The sequence below is a fragment of the Streptomyces sp. NPDC037242 genome (assembly GCF_055604165.1).
This window is the reverse complement of sequence record NZ_JBVJUY010000058.1, coordinates 1-14,220: the sequence shown is the minus strand read 5'-3', so window position 1 is coordinate 14,220 and position 14,220 is coordinate 1. Positions and strand designations below refer to the sequence as shown.

General features: G+C 70.2%; 12 protein-coding genes and 1 riboswitch. Of the genes, 1 reads left to right on the top strand and 11 read right to left on the bottom strand.

Going from position 1 to position 14,220, the window contains the following annotated elements:
• Positions 1–131: 131 nt before the first annotated feature.
• Positions 132–3,017, bottom strand: a complete 2,886-nt coding sequence (gene gcvP / locus ACZ7GJ_RS37455) for an aminomethyl-transferring glycine dehydrogenase (RefSeq protein ID WP_470758373.1) — start codon at positions 3,015–3,017, stop codon at positions 132–134.
• A 197-nt stretch (positions 3,018–3,214) separates the two neighbouring features.
• Positions 3,215–3,313, bottom strand: a riboswitch (glycine riboswitch).
• Between the two features lie 113 nt (positions 3,314–3,426).
• Between gcvP and ACZ7GJ_RS37450 the strand changes: the two genes are divergently transcribed.
• Positions 3,427–3,795: a PRC-barrel domain-containing protein gene (locus ACZ7GJ_RS37450; protein WP_470758371.1), complete on the top strand. Its 369-nt coding sequence runs from the start codon at positions 3,427–3,429 to the stop codon at positions 3,793–3,795.
• On the opposite strand, the gene ACZ7GJ_RS37445 is transcribed toward ACZ7GJ_RS37450, so the two are convergent.
• The 10 genes from ACZ7GJ_RS37445 to ACZ7GJ_RS37400 form a co-directional block, all read right to left on the bottom strand.
• Complete coding sequence (locus ACZ7GJ_RS37445; RefSeq protein WP_470758369.1) at positions 3,792–5,306, bottom strand: DNA polymerase IV; 1,515 nt, start codon at positions 5,304–5,306, stop codon at positions 3,792–3,794. The two genes, ACZ7GJ_RS37450 and ACZ7GJ_RS37445, sit on opposite strands and share 4 nt — an antisense overlap.
• A 118-nt stretch (positions 5,307–5,424) precedes the next feature.
• Positions 5,425–6,063: a MerR family transcriptional regulator gene (locus ACZ7GJ_RS37440; RefSeq protein ID WP_365928607.1), complete on the bottom strand. Its 639-nt coding sequence runs from the start codon at positions 6,061–6,063 to the stop codon at positions 5,425–5,427.
• A 219-nt stretch (positions 6,064–6,282) separates the two neighbouring features.
• Positions 6,283–6,756 carry a bifunctional nuclease family protein gene (locus ACZ7GJ_RS37435; RefSeq protein WP_030009777.1) on the bottom strand — a complete coding sequence of 158 codons (474 nt, stop codon included), beginning with the start codon at positions 6,754–6,756 and terminating at the stop codon, positions 6,283–6,285.
• A 97-nt stretch (positions 6,757–6,853) separates the two neighbouring features.
• Positions 6,854–7,627: a transcriptional regulator FtsR gene (gene ftsR, locus ACZ7GJ_RS37430; protein ID WP_470758366.1), complete on the bottom strand. Its 774-nt coding sequence runs from the start codon at positions 7,625–7,627 to the stop codon at positions 6,854–6,856.
• Between the two features lie 20 nt (positions 7,628–7,647).
• A complete protein-coding gene (locus ACZ7GJ_RS37425; protein WP_365928603.1) occupies positions 7,648–8,190 on the bottom strand; it encodes an FHA domain-containing protein in 543 nt (180 codons plus the stop codon).
• A gap of 484 nt (positions 8,191–8,674) precedes the next feature.
• Positions 8,675–9,508, bottom strand: a complete 834-nt coding sequence (locus ACZ7GJ_RS37420) for a DUF881 domain-containing protein (RefSeq protein WP_470758364.1) — start codon at positions 9,506–9,508, stop codon at positions 8,675–8,677.
• A gap of 5 nt (positions 9,509–9,513) precedes the next feature.
• A complete protein-coding gene (locus tag ACZ7GJ_RS37415) occupies positions 9,514–9,846 on the bottom strand; it encodes a small basic family protein (RefSeq protein WP_030158423.1) in 333 nt (110 codons plus the stop codon).
• Positions 9,843–10,754, bottom strand: a complete 912-nt coding sequence (locus tag ACZ7GJ_RS37410) for a DUF881 domain-containing protein (RefSeq protein ID WP_470758362.1) — start codon at positions 10,752–10,754, stop codon at positions 9,843–9,845. Before ACZ7GJ_RS37410 ends, ACZ7GJ_RS37415 begins: the two co-directional genes overlap by 4 nt.
• Before the next feature lie 114 nt (positions 10,755–10,868).
• Entirely contained in the window at positions 10,869–13,364 is a 2,496-nt protein-coding gene (locus ACZ7GJ_RS37405; RefSeq protein ID WP_365928597.1) for a mannose-1-phosphate guanyltransferase, read from the bottom strand.
• Between the two features lie 100 nt (positions 13,365–13,464).
• Positions 13,465–14,055, bottom strand: coding sequence for a CDP-alcohol phosphatidyltransferase family protein (locus ACZ7GJ_RS37400; RefSeq protein WP_470758360.1), 591 nt, complete (start codon positions 14,053–14,055; stop codon positions 13,465–13,467).
• Positions 14,056–14,220: the final 165 nt, after the last annotated feature.

Sequence of the window (14,220 nt, the reverse complement as noted above, 5' to 3'; positions counted from 1 at the left end):
GGGCCCCCCACACCCCCCCCCCCCCCCCCCCCCCCACCCCCCCCCCCTCCCCCCCCACCCCCCCCCCCCACCCACCCCCACCCCCCCCCCCCCCCCGCCCCCCCCCCCCCCCCCCGGCCCCTTCGTCATGCCTAGTTGTCGTACTCGTCCAGCGGCGGGCACGAGCAGACCAGGTTGCGGTCACCGAACGCACCGTCGATCCGGCGCACCGGCGGCCAGTACTTCTCCGCGGCCGAAACCCCGCCGGGGAACACGGCCTCGTCACGGGTGTACGGGTGGTTCCACTCGCCGCCCAGCGCCGCCGCCGTGTGCGGGGAGTTGGCCAGCGGGTTGTCCTCCAGCGGCCACTCGCCGGCCGCGACCCGCTCGATCTCGCCGCGGATGGCGATCATCGCGTCGCAGAAGCGGTCGATCTCGGCGAGGTCCTCGGACTCCGTCGGCTCGATCATCAGCGTGCCGGCCACCGGGAAGGACATCGTCGGCGCGTGGAAGCCGTAGTCGATCAGGCGCTTGGCGATGTCGTCCACGCTCACGCCCGTCGACTTCGACAGCGGACGCAGGTCGATGATGCACTCGTGCGCGACCAGGTCGCCCGGGCCCGTGTACAGCACCGGGTAGTGCGGCTCCAGGCGCTTGGCGATGTAGTTGGCTCCGAGCACGGCCACCTGGGTGGCGCGCTTGAGGCCCTCGCCGCCCATCAGGCGTACGTACGACCAGGAGATCGGCAGGATGCCGGCCGAACCCCACGGCGCGGCCGAGATCGGACCGACGCCCGTCTCCGGGCCGGCGGTCGGCTGCAGCGGGTGGTTCGGCAGGTACGGGGCCAGGTGCGCCCGGACACCGACCGGGCCGACGCCCGGGCCGCCGCCGCCGTGCGGGATGCAGAAGGTCTTGTGCAGGTTCAGGTGCGAGACGTCGCCGCCGAAGTGACCCGGCTTGGCCAGGCCCACCAGGGCGTTGAGGTTGGCGCCGTCCACGTAGACCTGACCGCCGGCCTCGTGCACCTGGGCGCAGATGTCGGCGACGTGCTCCTCGAACACACCATGGGTCGAGGGGTAGGTGATCATCAGCACGGCGAGCTCGTCGCGGTACTGCTCGATCTTGGCGCGCAGGTCGTCCGCGTCCACCTCGCCGTCGTCGGCGGTCTTGACGACGACGACCTTCATGCCGGCCATCACGGCGCTGGCGGCGTTGGTGCCGTGCGCCGAGGACGGGATGAGGCAGATGGTGCGCTGCTCGTCGCCGTTCGCGCGGTGGTACGCACGGACCGCGAGCAGACCGGCGAGCTCACCCTGGGAGCCGGCGTTCGGCTGGATGGACACCTTGTCGTAGCCGGTGACCTCGCAGAGACGTTCCTCCAGCTCGGTGATGAGCGTGAGGTAACCCTCGGCCTGGTCCACCGGGGCGAACGGGTGCAGCTGGCCGAATTCGGGCCAGGTGACCGGCTCCATCTCGGTGGTCGCGTTGAGCTTCATGGTGCAGGAGCCCAGCGGGATCATGCCGCGGTCCAGCGCGTAGTCCTTGTCCGAGAGCTTGCGCAGGTAGCGCAGCATCGCGGTCTCGGAGCGGTGCTGGTGGAAGACCGGGTGGGTCAGGTACGCGTCCGAGCGCAGCAGCCCCTCGGGCAGCGCGTCCGCGGTGCTCGCGTCCAGCGCCTCGATGTCCGCGGTGACGCCGAAGGCGGCCCAGACGGCCTCGATGTCGGCGCGCAGGGTCGTCTCGTCGCAGGAGACGGAGACGAGGTCGGCGTCGACCCGGTACAGGTTGACCCCGCCCTCGCGGGCGGCGGCGACGACCTCGGCCGCGCGGCCGGGCACGCGGGCGGTGATCGTGTCGAAGTACGAGCCGTGCACGACCTCGACCCCGCCCGCGGTCAGACCGGCGGCCAGCAGCGCGGCGTAGCGGTGCGTGCGGCCGGCGATCGTCCGCAGGCCGTCCGGACCGTGGTAGACGGCGTACATGCCGGCCATGACGGCGAGCAGCACCTGCGCGGTGCAGATGTTGCTGGTGGCCTTCTCACGGCGGATGTGCTGCTCACGGGTCTGGAGCGCGAGGCGGTAGGCCTTGTTGCCGTCCGCGTCCACGGAGACGCCGACGAGGCGGCCGGGCAGCGAGCGGGCGTGCTTGGCCTGGACGGCCATGTAGCCGGCGTGCGGACCGCCGAAGCCCATGGGCACGCCGAAGCGCTGGGTGGTGCCGACGGCGATGTCCGCGCCGAGCTCACCGGGGGAGGTCAGCAGGGTCAGCGCCAGCAGGTCGGCGGAGACGGCGACGATCGCGCCGAGCCCGTGCGCCTGGTCGATGACCGGCTTGATGTCCCGTACGGCACCGGAGGCTCCGGGGTACTGGACCAGGACGCCGTAGACGCCGCGCTCGGCGATCTCGGCGGGGATGCCGTCGGAGAGGTCGGCGACGACGACCTCGATGCCGATCGGCTCGGCGCGGGTCTCGATCACGGCGATGGTCTGGGGAAGCGCATCGGCGTCGATGAGGAAGACGTTGCCCTTGGCCTTGCCCACGCGGCGGGCCAGGGTCATGGCCTCGGCGGCGGCGGTGCCCTCGTCGAGCAGCGAGGCGCCGGAGGTCGGCAGCCCGGTCAGCTCGGCGACGACCGTCTGGAAGTTCAGCAGCGCCTCCAGGCGGCCCTGCGAGATCTCCGGCTGGTAGGGCGTGTACGCCGTGTACCAGGCGGGGTTCTCCATCACGTTGCGCAGGATCACCGGCGGCGTGAAGGTGCCGTAGTAACCGAGGCCGATCATGGAGGACAGGACCTGGTTGCGGTCGGCGAGCCGGCGGAGCTCGGCCAGCACCTCGGCCTCGGTGCGCGCCTCGGGCAGGTTCAGCGCGTCAGCGGTCTTGATCACATCCGGCACCGCGGCAGCGGTCAGTTCGTCCAGGGAGCCGTAGCCGACCTGGGCGAGCATCTTCGCCTGCGCCTCGGCATCAGGGCCGATGTGGCGCTGCTCGAAGGGGATGCCTCGCTCCAGCTGGGAGAGCGGAATGCGGTTGGCGGTCATGTACGGAGGCCTCCTGGTCGTACGACCTGCGAGGGGCACCACGGCGCGGGCACCCGGACGGCCTCCCCCTCTGTCATCTCAACCTGAGAGCTTCACCGGAGTCGCGGGGGTGGCCCGTGAGCTCCGGCTTTCACCGTCGGTGAGGGGAGGAGCCGGCACTGCGTGCCCGGCACCTTCCCCTGCTTTCCAGAGTGGCCTCGTCGCGTGCGGTACGTATGCCTGAGAGATTCCGGGGAGGATTTGCTCCTTCGGCGCCTCCGTCATGCTCACTCGGAGGACTCTCCCGCACAGGGTCAACAGCCGTCACCCAGCCTACCAGCGAGGATCTGGGCACTCCCTCGAGTGGCCCCCTCTCCGGAAATGCACTTTTGTAGTCATTACGGAGGAGTTGCGACCAAATGGAGGGACCGTGCAGACCGACATCGATCCGCGCAGCCTGATCGGCCGCAAGGCGTTCGACCGCAATGGAACCAAGATCGGCACCGTTGACGAGGTCTACCTCGACGATGCCACAGGCGTCCCCGAATGGGCCGCCGTACGGACGGGCCTCTTCAGCCGGGACGCCTTCGTCCCCCTGGAACCGAGCGAGCTGGCGGGCGACGGCCTGCGGGTGCCCTTCGAACGCTCCCTCATCCGCGACGCCCCCGACTTCGGCGTCGGCCGCCACCTCTCCCCCGAACAGGAGCTCCAGCTCTACCACCACTACGGCCTGGACATCGCCCTCCCCAGTGACTTCCAGCGCGACTTCGGCCGCCTGGCGGGCGAGGACCCGGCCTAGGACCCCGCCCGAGCCCCCTCCTGCCCCTCCCCCGCCTCCCCCACGAGCGGCAGCGGGTCGGACGGCTCCAGCTCGAGGTCGTCCACCAGGAACGTGCGCACCCGGCCCGGCTCCGAGCCGGGCCGCTCGAAGCGGACGGTCACCCGCCCGACCCCGCTGCCCTGCACCCAGCCGGGCCCGTACACCGCGTGCAGGACGTCGCTCCCGGCCGCCCAGCGCCGCTCGGGAGCCGGCTCCGGCCCTCCGGGTCCCGGAGCCGCCCCCGTCCTCCCCTCGGCGCCGACAACGGCCTCAAAGGCCCCGTTCACTCCCCCGGCCGCACCGGCCCCGTCCGTTACGGCGGTCCCGTGCGAACCGTCCGCCCCGTGCTCCGCCCCGTGCTCCGTCGCGGGCTCCGCCCCGAGCCCCTCCGCGTCCGCCTCGGCGGCGAGCGAAGACGCCGCCGCCTGGGCGAACAGGTCCTCCTGCGTGTAGTCCGCCAGCCCCGTCACCCCCACCCCCAGCAGCCGCACCCCGCCCGTGGTGTCCACCGCCTCCAGCAGCCGCGCGGCCGCCTCCCGCACCACCGCCGGGTCGTCCGTCGGCCCGCGCAGGGTCTCCGACCGGGTCAGTGTCGAGAAGTCGTAGCGGCGCACCTTCAGCACGATCGTGCGCCCCGAGTGCCCGGACGCCCGCAGCCGCTGCACGCACCGCTCCGCGAGCCGCTGCACCTCGCCGCGGATCCGCACCCGGTCGTGGATGTCCACGTCGAAGGTGTCCTCGACCGACACCGATTTCGCATCGCGCTCGGCCACCACCGGCCGCTCGTCCAGCCCCAGCGCCATCCGGTAGAGCCCGACCCCGTGCGAGCGCCCGACCATCCGGACCAGCTCGTCCTCACCGGCCTCGGCGAGCTCCCCCACCGTGGTGATCCCGGCCCGCCGCAGGTGCTCCCCCGTGGCCGGCCCCACCCCCGGCAGGGTCCGTACGGACATCGGCGCGAGCAGCTCGCGCTCCGTACCCACCTCGATCAGCAGCAGCCCGTTCGGCTTGGCCTCCTCCGAGGCCACCTTGGCCAGCATCTTGGAGCCCGCCAGCCCCACAGAACCGCTGAGCCCGGTCGCGGCCCGGATGTCCGCCCTGAGCCGTTCACCGGTCGCCCGCGCGCCCTCCGCGTCGAAGGCGACCCCGCCCGCCTCCAGGTCCACGAAGGCCTCGTCCAGGCTGAGCGGCTCCACCAGCGGTGACAGCTCCCTCAGCAGGGCCATGACCACGTCGCTGACCGCCCGGTAGAGGCTGAAGCGCGGGATCAGGTAGGCGCCGTTCGGGCAGAGCCGCCGCGCCTGGGCCGTCGGCATCGCCGAGTGCACCCCGAACCGCCTGGCCTCGTACGAGGCGGTCGCGACGACCCCGCGCGGTCCGAGCCCACCGACGATGACGGCCTTCCCGCGCAGGCTCGGCTTCGCCGCCTGCTCCACGGCGGCGTAGAAGGCGTCCATGTCCAGGTGCAGGATGGTCGGCGCGGCTCTCACAGCACCGATGCTGCACCACGCCACTGACAATCCGACGGCTGGACCCGGCCGAGCCGGGACCCGGCCTAGGGGGTGTCTGACGGATGTCCGCGGCGTCGCGACGCCCGGCAAACACCCCCTAGACGGCCCGGTTGCGGCGCGCGGCGAGCTCGTCGGCCGGGTTGTGCCCGACCACCGTCTCGCCGGTGTCCACGCGCTCCCCGTGCAGCTGCGAGAGGGCGTTCTCCACGTCCCGCCAGACCACGCCGACGGCAATGCCGAAGACGCCCTGACCGCCCTGGAGCAGGCTCACCACCTGGTCCGGCGACGTGCACTCGTACACGGTGGCGCCGTCGCTCATGAGCGTCATGCGCTCCAGGTCCGAGAAACCGCGGTCGCGCAGGTGCTGCACGGCGGTGCGGATGTTCTGGAGCGCCACCCCGGTGTCCAGGAAGCGCTTGACGATCTTGAGGACGACGACGTCGCGGAAGCTGTACAGCCGCTGCGTGCCCGATCCGTACGCGGGACGCACGCTCGGCTCCACCAGGCCGGTCCGCGCCCAGTAGTCGAGCTGCCGGTACGTGATGCCGGCCGCGGCGCACGCCGTCGGCCCCCGGTATCCGACCTGCTCGGGTGCCGGCTCGCCGCCCACCGGCCCGACCGGCGTCGAATCCGGCTGACGGCGCGCGGACCCCACCGCACTGCCGTGCAGCGGGTACGGCCCACCGTCACTCCGTGCGGGGGTGCCCCCGGTCGTACCGTCGCCCGTGATCCTCACGCCGACCCTCCGTCCTTGACCTGCCACCTTGAAGGTAGGCAGTCACCAGGGGTGCGTCAACGATCGCCACACTCGGCACGCCGAGTGATAATCACCCTGAGAGTGGTTTCCCGTACCCCGCTGCGGGGAAAGGCTACTCGAATGGGCTGAATTTTCCTGGAGGACGCCCGGAGGACGCCGAGGCCGGCGCCCCACGGCGCCGCCCCACCGGCAACAACCTCACTGCGGCCCGGTACCGAAGTCCTCCGGCGAGATCTGGTCGAGGAACTCGCGGAATTTCTCCACCTCGTCCTCCTGCTCGTCCGGAATGGCGATTCCGGCGTCGTCCAGCACGCCGTCACTGCCGTAGATCGGCGTCCCCGTCCGCAGGGCCAGCGCTATGGCGTCGGAAGGCCGCGCGCTCACCTCGACCCCGCTGGCGAAGACGAGCTCCGCGTAGAAGACGCCCTCCCGCAGATCCGTGATCCGGACCTCGGTGAGCTCCTCGCCGATCGCCTCCAGCACGTCCTTGAACAGGTCGTGCGTCAGCGGCCGGGCAGGGGCCATCCCCTGCTGCGCGAAGGCAATGGCGGTCGCCTCCCCTGGTCCGATCCAGATGGGGAGGTACCGGTCGCCTCCCACTTCACGCAGGAGCACGATCGGTTGGTTCGAGGGCATTTCCACCCGGACACCCACAACGTCGAGCTCATTCACACAGCAACCCTAGGACCTGCCCGGCAGGTTTGGGTAGTCGGGCTCCCCCAAGGTGCCCCCGGGGCTCCCCCCGGCGAGCCCCCGAGCTCCCCGCAGCTCAGGGCAGCCGGACCCCGAGAGCCGTCTGCACGAGGGCCTCGTGGAGCCGTACGGAGAGCCCCGCGAGCTCCTTCATGGTGGCCTCGGCATGCGCCCGGGTCTGGGGGTTGCGGTGCCGGCGCAGCGGGGCCACGACCTGCTCCACCAGGCCCGCCTCCCGGTCCGCGGCGGCCTTCATCGCCCGCAGATGGCGCGGCTCCAGCCCGAACCGCCCCAGATCGGCCACCAGGCGGGCCACCGTGACCGCCTCGGCGTCGAATCCGCCGCCGGGCGCCTCCGTGAGCAGCCCGTACGACTCCCACTCGACGAGTTGCACCTCGTCCACGTCCGCCGCGGCCATCAGCTCGGCCCGGCCCACCCGCGCGACCGTGGGCCGCTCCCGGCCCACCTCGCCGTAGACGGCGGCAGGGCTCGTGGGATCAACCGTTTCTCCGTTCGCCGTCGGCGCCGGGATACGGATCTGCTCGCCGCGTGCGAGCGCGTCGAGCTGCTCGCGGATGACCTTCAGCGGAAGGTAATGGTCGCGCTGGAGCCGCAGGATGCGGGCCAGCCGCTCGACGTCGTCGGTGCTGAACTTGCGATATCCGGAAGGTGTGCGCTGGGGCTCGACGAGCCCCTCCGCCTCCAGGAAGCGGATCTTCGAGATCGTGACCTCGGGGAACTCGTCACGCAGCATGGTCAGCACCGTGCCGATGCTCACCAGCCGCCCGGCCGGGCCGACGGTGCCGGCGGTGCCGCTCTTCGGGGCACCGCCGGTCGGGGTACGCAGCATGGAACCTTCCCTTGACAGGGTCAGATGCCCCGCAGGCTCGCGTAGAAGACCAGCCGGTACTTGCCGATCTGCACCTCGTCGCCGTTGTGCAGCGAGACGGAGTCGATCGGTTCACGGTTCACATACGTGCCGTTGAGGCTGCCGACGTCGGCGACGGTGAAGCCGCCGTCCTGGCTCCGGCGGAACTCGACATGGCGCCGGGAGACGGTGACGTCGTCCAGGAAGATGTCGCTCTGCGGGTGCCGGCCGGCCGTCGTCAGCTCGCCGTCCAGAAGGAAACGGCTTCCGGAGTTGGGGCCGCGCCGCACGATGAGCAGAGCGGAACCCGGAGGCAGTGCTTCCACCGCGGCCTGGGCCTCGGGGGAGAGCGAGGACGACACGTGCTGCTGTCCCGACACCTCGGCCTCGTAGGCCTCGAGGCCCGAGATCGAGATGGTGGACGTGGTCTCCGAGGCACGCTCCGGCGTCAGGCCCGCCCGCAGCGGCGCACCGCAGTTGGAGCAGAATCGGCTGGCCGCATCGCTGCGGTGCCCGCACCTGCTGCAAATCTGCTCGGCCGACATGGACGGCTCCTCGCGCCGCGGGTGCCCCGCGGAGGCATTGGTGGCATACGGGTCGGGGGCAAACCCTCCACCCGCACTTGAGGTTGATGGTTCACCGAAACCTATGCGTCCGGTACCGGCAGGGTCAACAGCCGACGCGCCCTGTGCGCCCGAAATGTCACCCGCCCCGCCGACCTCGTCCCGGAAGAGCGGCCGGTCGCCCTGCCCTTCCGCGTCTCCGTGCCCAGCGCGGTGCCTGGCCGCACCGCTCTCCTCACGGTTCTTCTTGCCGAACAACTTCTCAAACAACTTCACGGGCGATTCCCCTTGACCGAAACAGACCCGCCCGTGGGGCAGGACGAACTCCGAATGCAACACCTGCCGACCCGGACATTCTCACAACGTCCGTAACCACCAGACAGTTTCCACCACGCACCGCGACTTCGGCGCGCCGACCCCCCGCAGGCATCTACCCGCGTCGGCCGGTCCGCTCGTCCGTCCCGCATCACGACGATGACGACCGAGCGTAGTCAGGCTGCTTCACAGCCCGCAAGGCATCCACAACGATCTTCGCCGACCGTGTGACGGCGACGGTGGCCTGCTCCTTCTCCAACGTCTGCACGACACCGCCCGGGATGTTGAGCGCGGGCTCCAGATCCTGCGGCTTGCCGATCACCTTGAACTCGTAGGGCTGTGTGATCTTCTTACCGTCGATCCCGACACCACCGCTCTCGTCCGAGAAGTACGAGCCGGCCACGATGCGCACACCGTTGATCTGGATCGCCTCGGCACCCGCGGCCCGCAGCTCCTGGAGCGTGTCCAGCAACTGGTCCGACCGCACCTGGTTCTTGGCATCGGTGATCTTCAGCGTGATGCCGGGCCCCTGCGCAGCCACCGTACCGGCCAGGATGCCGAGTTGGCGCTCCTTCTCCACGGTCTGCCTCCGGGCCTCCTCGGCCTGGTTGGAGCTGTTCTCCAGCTCTTTGCGCTGGTCCTCCAGCTTCGACTTCTCGTCCTCCAGGCGCTTGGTCCGCCCGTCGAGCTCGTCGAGGATCCGTACGAGGTCCTCCTGACGCGCCCCGCGCAGCGCGCTGGAGTCGCTGTTGGACCGCACCTGGATGGCCAGCCCCAGCCCCAGGACGAACAGCAGCACCGCGACGATCAATTGGGCCCGGCTCACGCGCGGCGGCCACAGCCCGGCCGCCAGCCGCTGCCGCCCCGTCTGCGCGGGCTCGTCGGCCCCGGCAGACCCCACGGGCCCACCGGCCCGGGAGGGCTCGCCCCTCAGGGGCTGCTCCGGAACGTTCGGCTCCTGCGGCGGGGTGTCATGCGTACTCATCCCCATCACGCCCTGAAGACGTGCCGGCGGATGGCCGCGGCGTTGGAGAAGATGCGGATGCCGAGGACGACGACCACACCCGTCGACAGCTGCGAACCCACGCCCAGCTTGTCACCGAGGAAGACGATCAGCGCGGCCACGACCACGTTCGACAGGAACGACACCACGAAGACCTTGTCCACGAAAATGCCGTCCAGCATCGCCCGCAGACCGCCGAACACCGCATCCAGCGCCGCCACCACGGCGATCGGCAGATACGGCTCCACGACGGCCGGCACTTCGGGCCGGACCAGAAGCCCGACCACCACTCCGGCCACGAGGCCCAGTACCGCGATCACGATGCACCCTTCTTCGGCTCTTCTGCTGTGGCTGTCCGCACGGTCAGACTCGACGCGGCCGGCAGCCTTACCTCGTCCGCTGCGGACAAGGTGTAGCGGATCCCGTAACTCTCCTGCAGCACATGCAGGTACTGTCCGTCGGCGGAGTCCTGGAACGTGGTCCCGAGCCGCTTCTTGTCACCGACCGCCAGCACTTCGTACGGCGGCACCAGCGGCCTGTTGTCGACCAGTATCGCGTCACCGGCGGCCCGGATCGCCGACAGCGCCGTCAGCCGCTGTCCGTTGATCGAGACGGCCTCCGCCCCGGACTGCCACAGCCCGTTGACGATCTTCTGCATGTCCCGGTCGCGGAGCCGCCCGGTGTCCGAGAAACCCGTGCTCTCGCGCGGCTTGCCACCGCCGCCCGACGAGGCGCCCTTCGCATCGTCGATCACCAGGCGGATTCCGGGCCCACGGACCTCCGTGGCCCCGGACAGCAACGCCACCAGCTGTCCCTGATCACCGCCGTGCTGCTTGAGCGCCGCACTCTGGCGGTCCGCCACGTCGTCGCGCAGCCGCTCGATGTCCCGCTCCAGGGCGTCGGCACGCTCGTCGGAGCGCTGCACCCGGTCGATCAGCTCCTGCCGCTCCTTGGCCAGCACCGGCGCGGCCACCTGGGCCTGCGCCGCGCCCAGCGTGACGACCGCGGCGGCGAGCACGAGCCCGGCGCCCAGCGCCAGTTTCGCCTTGAGCGTGCGCGGCAGTCCGGCCTTGCCCTCCGCCTCGCGCCGGGCCGTCGCCTCCGCATAGCCCTCGTCGAGGCTGTGATCCATCACGTGCGTCAGCAGCGACATGGAAGCGTCCGGGCGCGCGGGACGCGCGGGCGGCGCCGAACTCCGGTTGTGGGGCGGCTGCGACATGCCGCACATCGTCGCATGTCGGCGCCGCCCATACCGAATGCACCCGTCGAGCGGGGCGGGGGGGGGGCATCCCCCGACCCGGCCCGCGGGACTTGCGCCCCTACGTCATACCGCGCCCGGCACTCAGTGCCCGGCCCCGTCCACCACGCCGGCCCACTCGTCGAGCAGTGCCTGAGCGGAGGTGTCATCGGGACCTTCGGCCCACAGATGGGTGACGGCTTCCGCCGGGTCCGGCAGCACCAGCGCCCACCGGCCGTCCGCCTCGACCACCCGTACCCCGTCCGTGGTGTCCACCTGCCGGTCCCCCGCCGCCTCCACGACCCGCCGCATGACGAGCCCCTTCACCGCCCACGGCGTCGGCACGTCCCGCTTGAGCACGTGCGCGCGCGGGATCCGGGCATCGATCTGGCTCAGCGTGAGCTGCGTGCGCGCCACCAGCCCGATCAGCTGCACGAAGGCCGCCGCCCCGTCGAAGACACTGCTGAACTCCGGGACGATGAACCCGCCCCTGCCGTCCCCGCCGAAGATGGTGTTCTCCGCCCGGCCCACCCGGGTCAGGTCGTCGGGCGAGGTGGTCGTCCACTCCACCTGCGTCCCGTGGTACGCCGCCACCTGCTCGGCGATACGGGTCGTGGTCACCGGCAGCGCCACCTTGCCGCTGCGCTTCTCCGCGGCCACCAGGTCCAGCAGCACCAGCAGCGCCCGGTCGTCCTCGATGATCCGCCCGCGCTCGTCCACCAGGGAGATCCGCTCACCCACCGGGTCGAAGCGCACGCCGAAGGCCGCGCGCGAGGAGGCCACGATCTCGCCGAGCCGCACCAGCCCGGCCCGCCGCGACTCGGCGGTCTCCGTGGGCCGGGACTCGTCGAGCCCCGGGTTGACCGTGAGCGCGTCCACCCCGAGCTTGCCCAGGAGGCTCGGCAGCACCAGCCCGGCACTGCCGTTGGAGGCGTCCACGACCACCTTGAGCCCGGAGTCGGCGACCCCGGTGATGTCCACCCGGCGCAGCAGAGAACCCGTATAGGCGTCGAAGACACTGCCCGGGAACTGCAGGTCACCGATCTCCCCGGGGAAGGCACGCCGGTACTCCTGGCGCGCGTAGACCCGGTCCAGCTTGCGCTGCTGCTGGAGCGAGAGGTCCGCCCCCCGCTCGTCGAGGAACATGATGTCCACGGAGTCCGGAACCCCCGGCGAGGTCCGCAGCACGATACCGCCGGCGCTGCCGCGCGCCGTCTGCTGCCTCGCCACCGGCAGGGGTACGTTCTCCAGGTCCCGTACGTTGATGGCACTGGCCTGGAGCGCGGAGATCACGGCCCGCTTCAGGGCTCGCGCACCGCGGGAGTGGTCACGGGCCGTGGTGACGATCGCACCCTTCTTGAGGGTGGTCGCATAGGCGCCGGCGAGCCGCACCACCAGCTCGGGGGTGATCTCGACGTTCAGGATGCCGGTGACTCCGCGCGCGCCGAACAGGTGCGCCTGTCCGCGCGACTCCCAGATCACCGAGGTGTTGACGAAGGCACCCGCCTCGATCGTCTTGAAGGGGTAGACCCGCACGTTCCCCTGAACGATCGATTCCTCACCGACGAGGCACTCGTCACCGATGACGGCGCCGTCCTCGATCCGCGCGGCCCGCATGATGTCGGTGTTCTTGCCGATGACACAGCCGCGGAGATTGCTGTGGGGTCCGATGTACACGTTGTCGTGCACGACGGCCCGGTGCAGGAAGGCACCGCTCTTGACGACGACGTTCGACCCGACGACCGTGTGCTCGCGGATCTCCACGCCGGCCTCGACCTTGGCGTAGTCCCCGATGTAGAGCGGCCCGCGCAAGACCGCGTCCGGGCTCACCTCGGCCCCCTCGGCGATCCATACGCCGGGGGAGATCTCGAAGCCGTCCATGTCGACCTGGACCTTGCCCTCGAGTACGTCGGCCTGCGCCTTGACGTAGCTCTCGTGGGTGCCGACGTCCTCCCAGTAGCCCTCGGCGACGTAGCCGTAGATCGGGCGGCCTTCCTTCATCAGCTGCGGGAAGACATCGCCGGACCAGTCGACCGAAACGTCCGGGTCGACGTAGTCGAAGATTTCCGGCTCCATCACATAGATACCGGTGTTGATGGTGTCCGAGAACACCTGGCCCCAGGTCGGCTTTTCGAGGAAGCGCTCGACCTTCCCCTCTTCGTCCACGATGGTGATGCCGAATTCCAGTGGATTCGGCACCCGCGTCAGGCACACCGTGACCAGTGCGCCCTTCTGCTTGTGGAATTTGATGAGATCGGTGAGGTCGAAGTCGGTGAGCGCATCGCCGGAGATCACGAGGAACGTGTCGTCCTTCAAGGCCTCCTCGGCGTTCTTCACGCTGCCGGCGGTCCCGAGTGGCTTCTCCTCGTTGGCATAGGTGAGCTCCATTCCGAGCTCTTCGCCGTCACCGAAGTAGTTCCTGACGAGTGATGCCAGGAATTGCACAGTGACCACGGTCTCGCTCAGCCCATGCCGCTTGAGCAGCCTGAGCACATGCTCCATGATCGGCCGGTTCGCCACCGGCAGGAGCGGCTTGGGCATGCTCGAGGTCATGGGGCGAAGACGTGTGCCTTCGCCACCGGCCATCACGACGGCCTTCATGTCGGAAGAGTCCTCCTTGAGAGACGACGTTCTCGCCGACTTCACCCGCCTCGGACGGTGACTGGGCTACTCCTCCGCGTCAGTCCGGCGCCGAGCAGGCTCAATCGGCCGCGGCGTCCGCCTTCACGAGTCGGCGGACCTGCACCACGTAAAGGATTCCTGCCCACCAGTAGAGGGTTGTACCCCATCCGGCGAACGCCCATCCGAAAACTGACCCCGTCCAGGCCAACCAACCCGAGCCGTCACTGAGCAACAGCAACGGGAAGGCGTACATCAGGTTGAAGGTCGCCGCCTTCCCGAGGAAGTTGACCTGCGGCGGCGGATAGCCGTGTCGCCGCAGGATCCAGACCATGACCAGCAGCATCAGCTCACGGGCCAGCAGGGCCGCGGTGAGCCAGATCGGCAGAATGCCGCGATAGGTCAGACCGAACAGCGTGGACAGGATGTAGAGCCGGTCTGCAGCGGGATCCAGCAGTCTCCCGAGGCTGCTGATCTGATTCCAGCGCCGCGCGAGCTTCCCGTCGAGGTAGTCGCTGACCCCGCTGAGCATGAGAACGGCCAGCGCCCAGCCGTCGTGCTTCTCGAGGATCAGCCACAGGAACAGCGGCACGCCGGCGAGGCGCGCCATGCTCAGGATGTTCGGAAAGGTGAAAATTCGGTCAGTCTGAACCCGAGTCTCCTGGACCTCCACCCGGGGGCCTCCACTGTGACTGTAGAAATGTCGAACGATGCCCCCTGACCCTACAGGAGACCGCACACGTGCCCGTAAACGCAGAAAAGCCCCGCACCATAAGGTGCGGGGCTTTCCCACAATGATTGTTCGGCGGCGTCCTACTCTCCCACAGGGTCCCCCCTG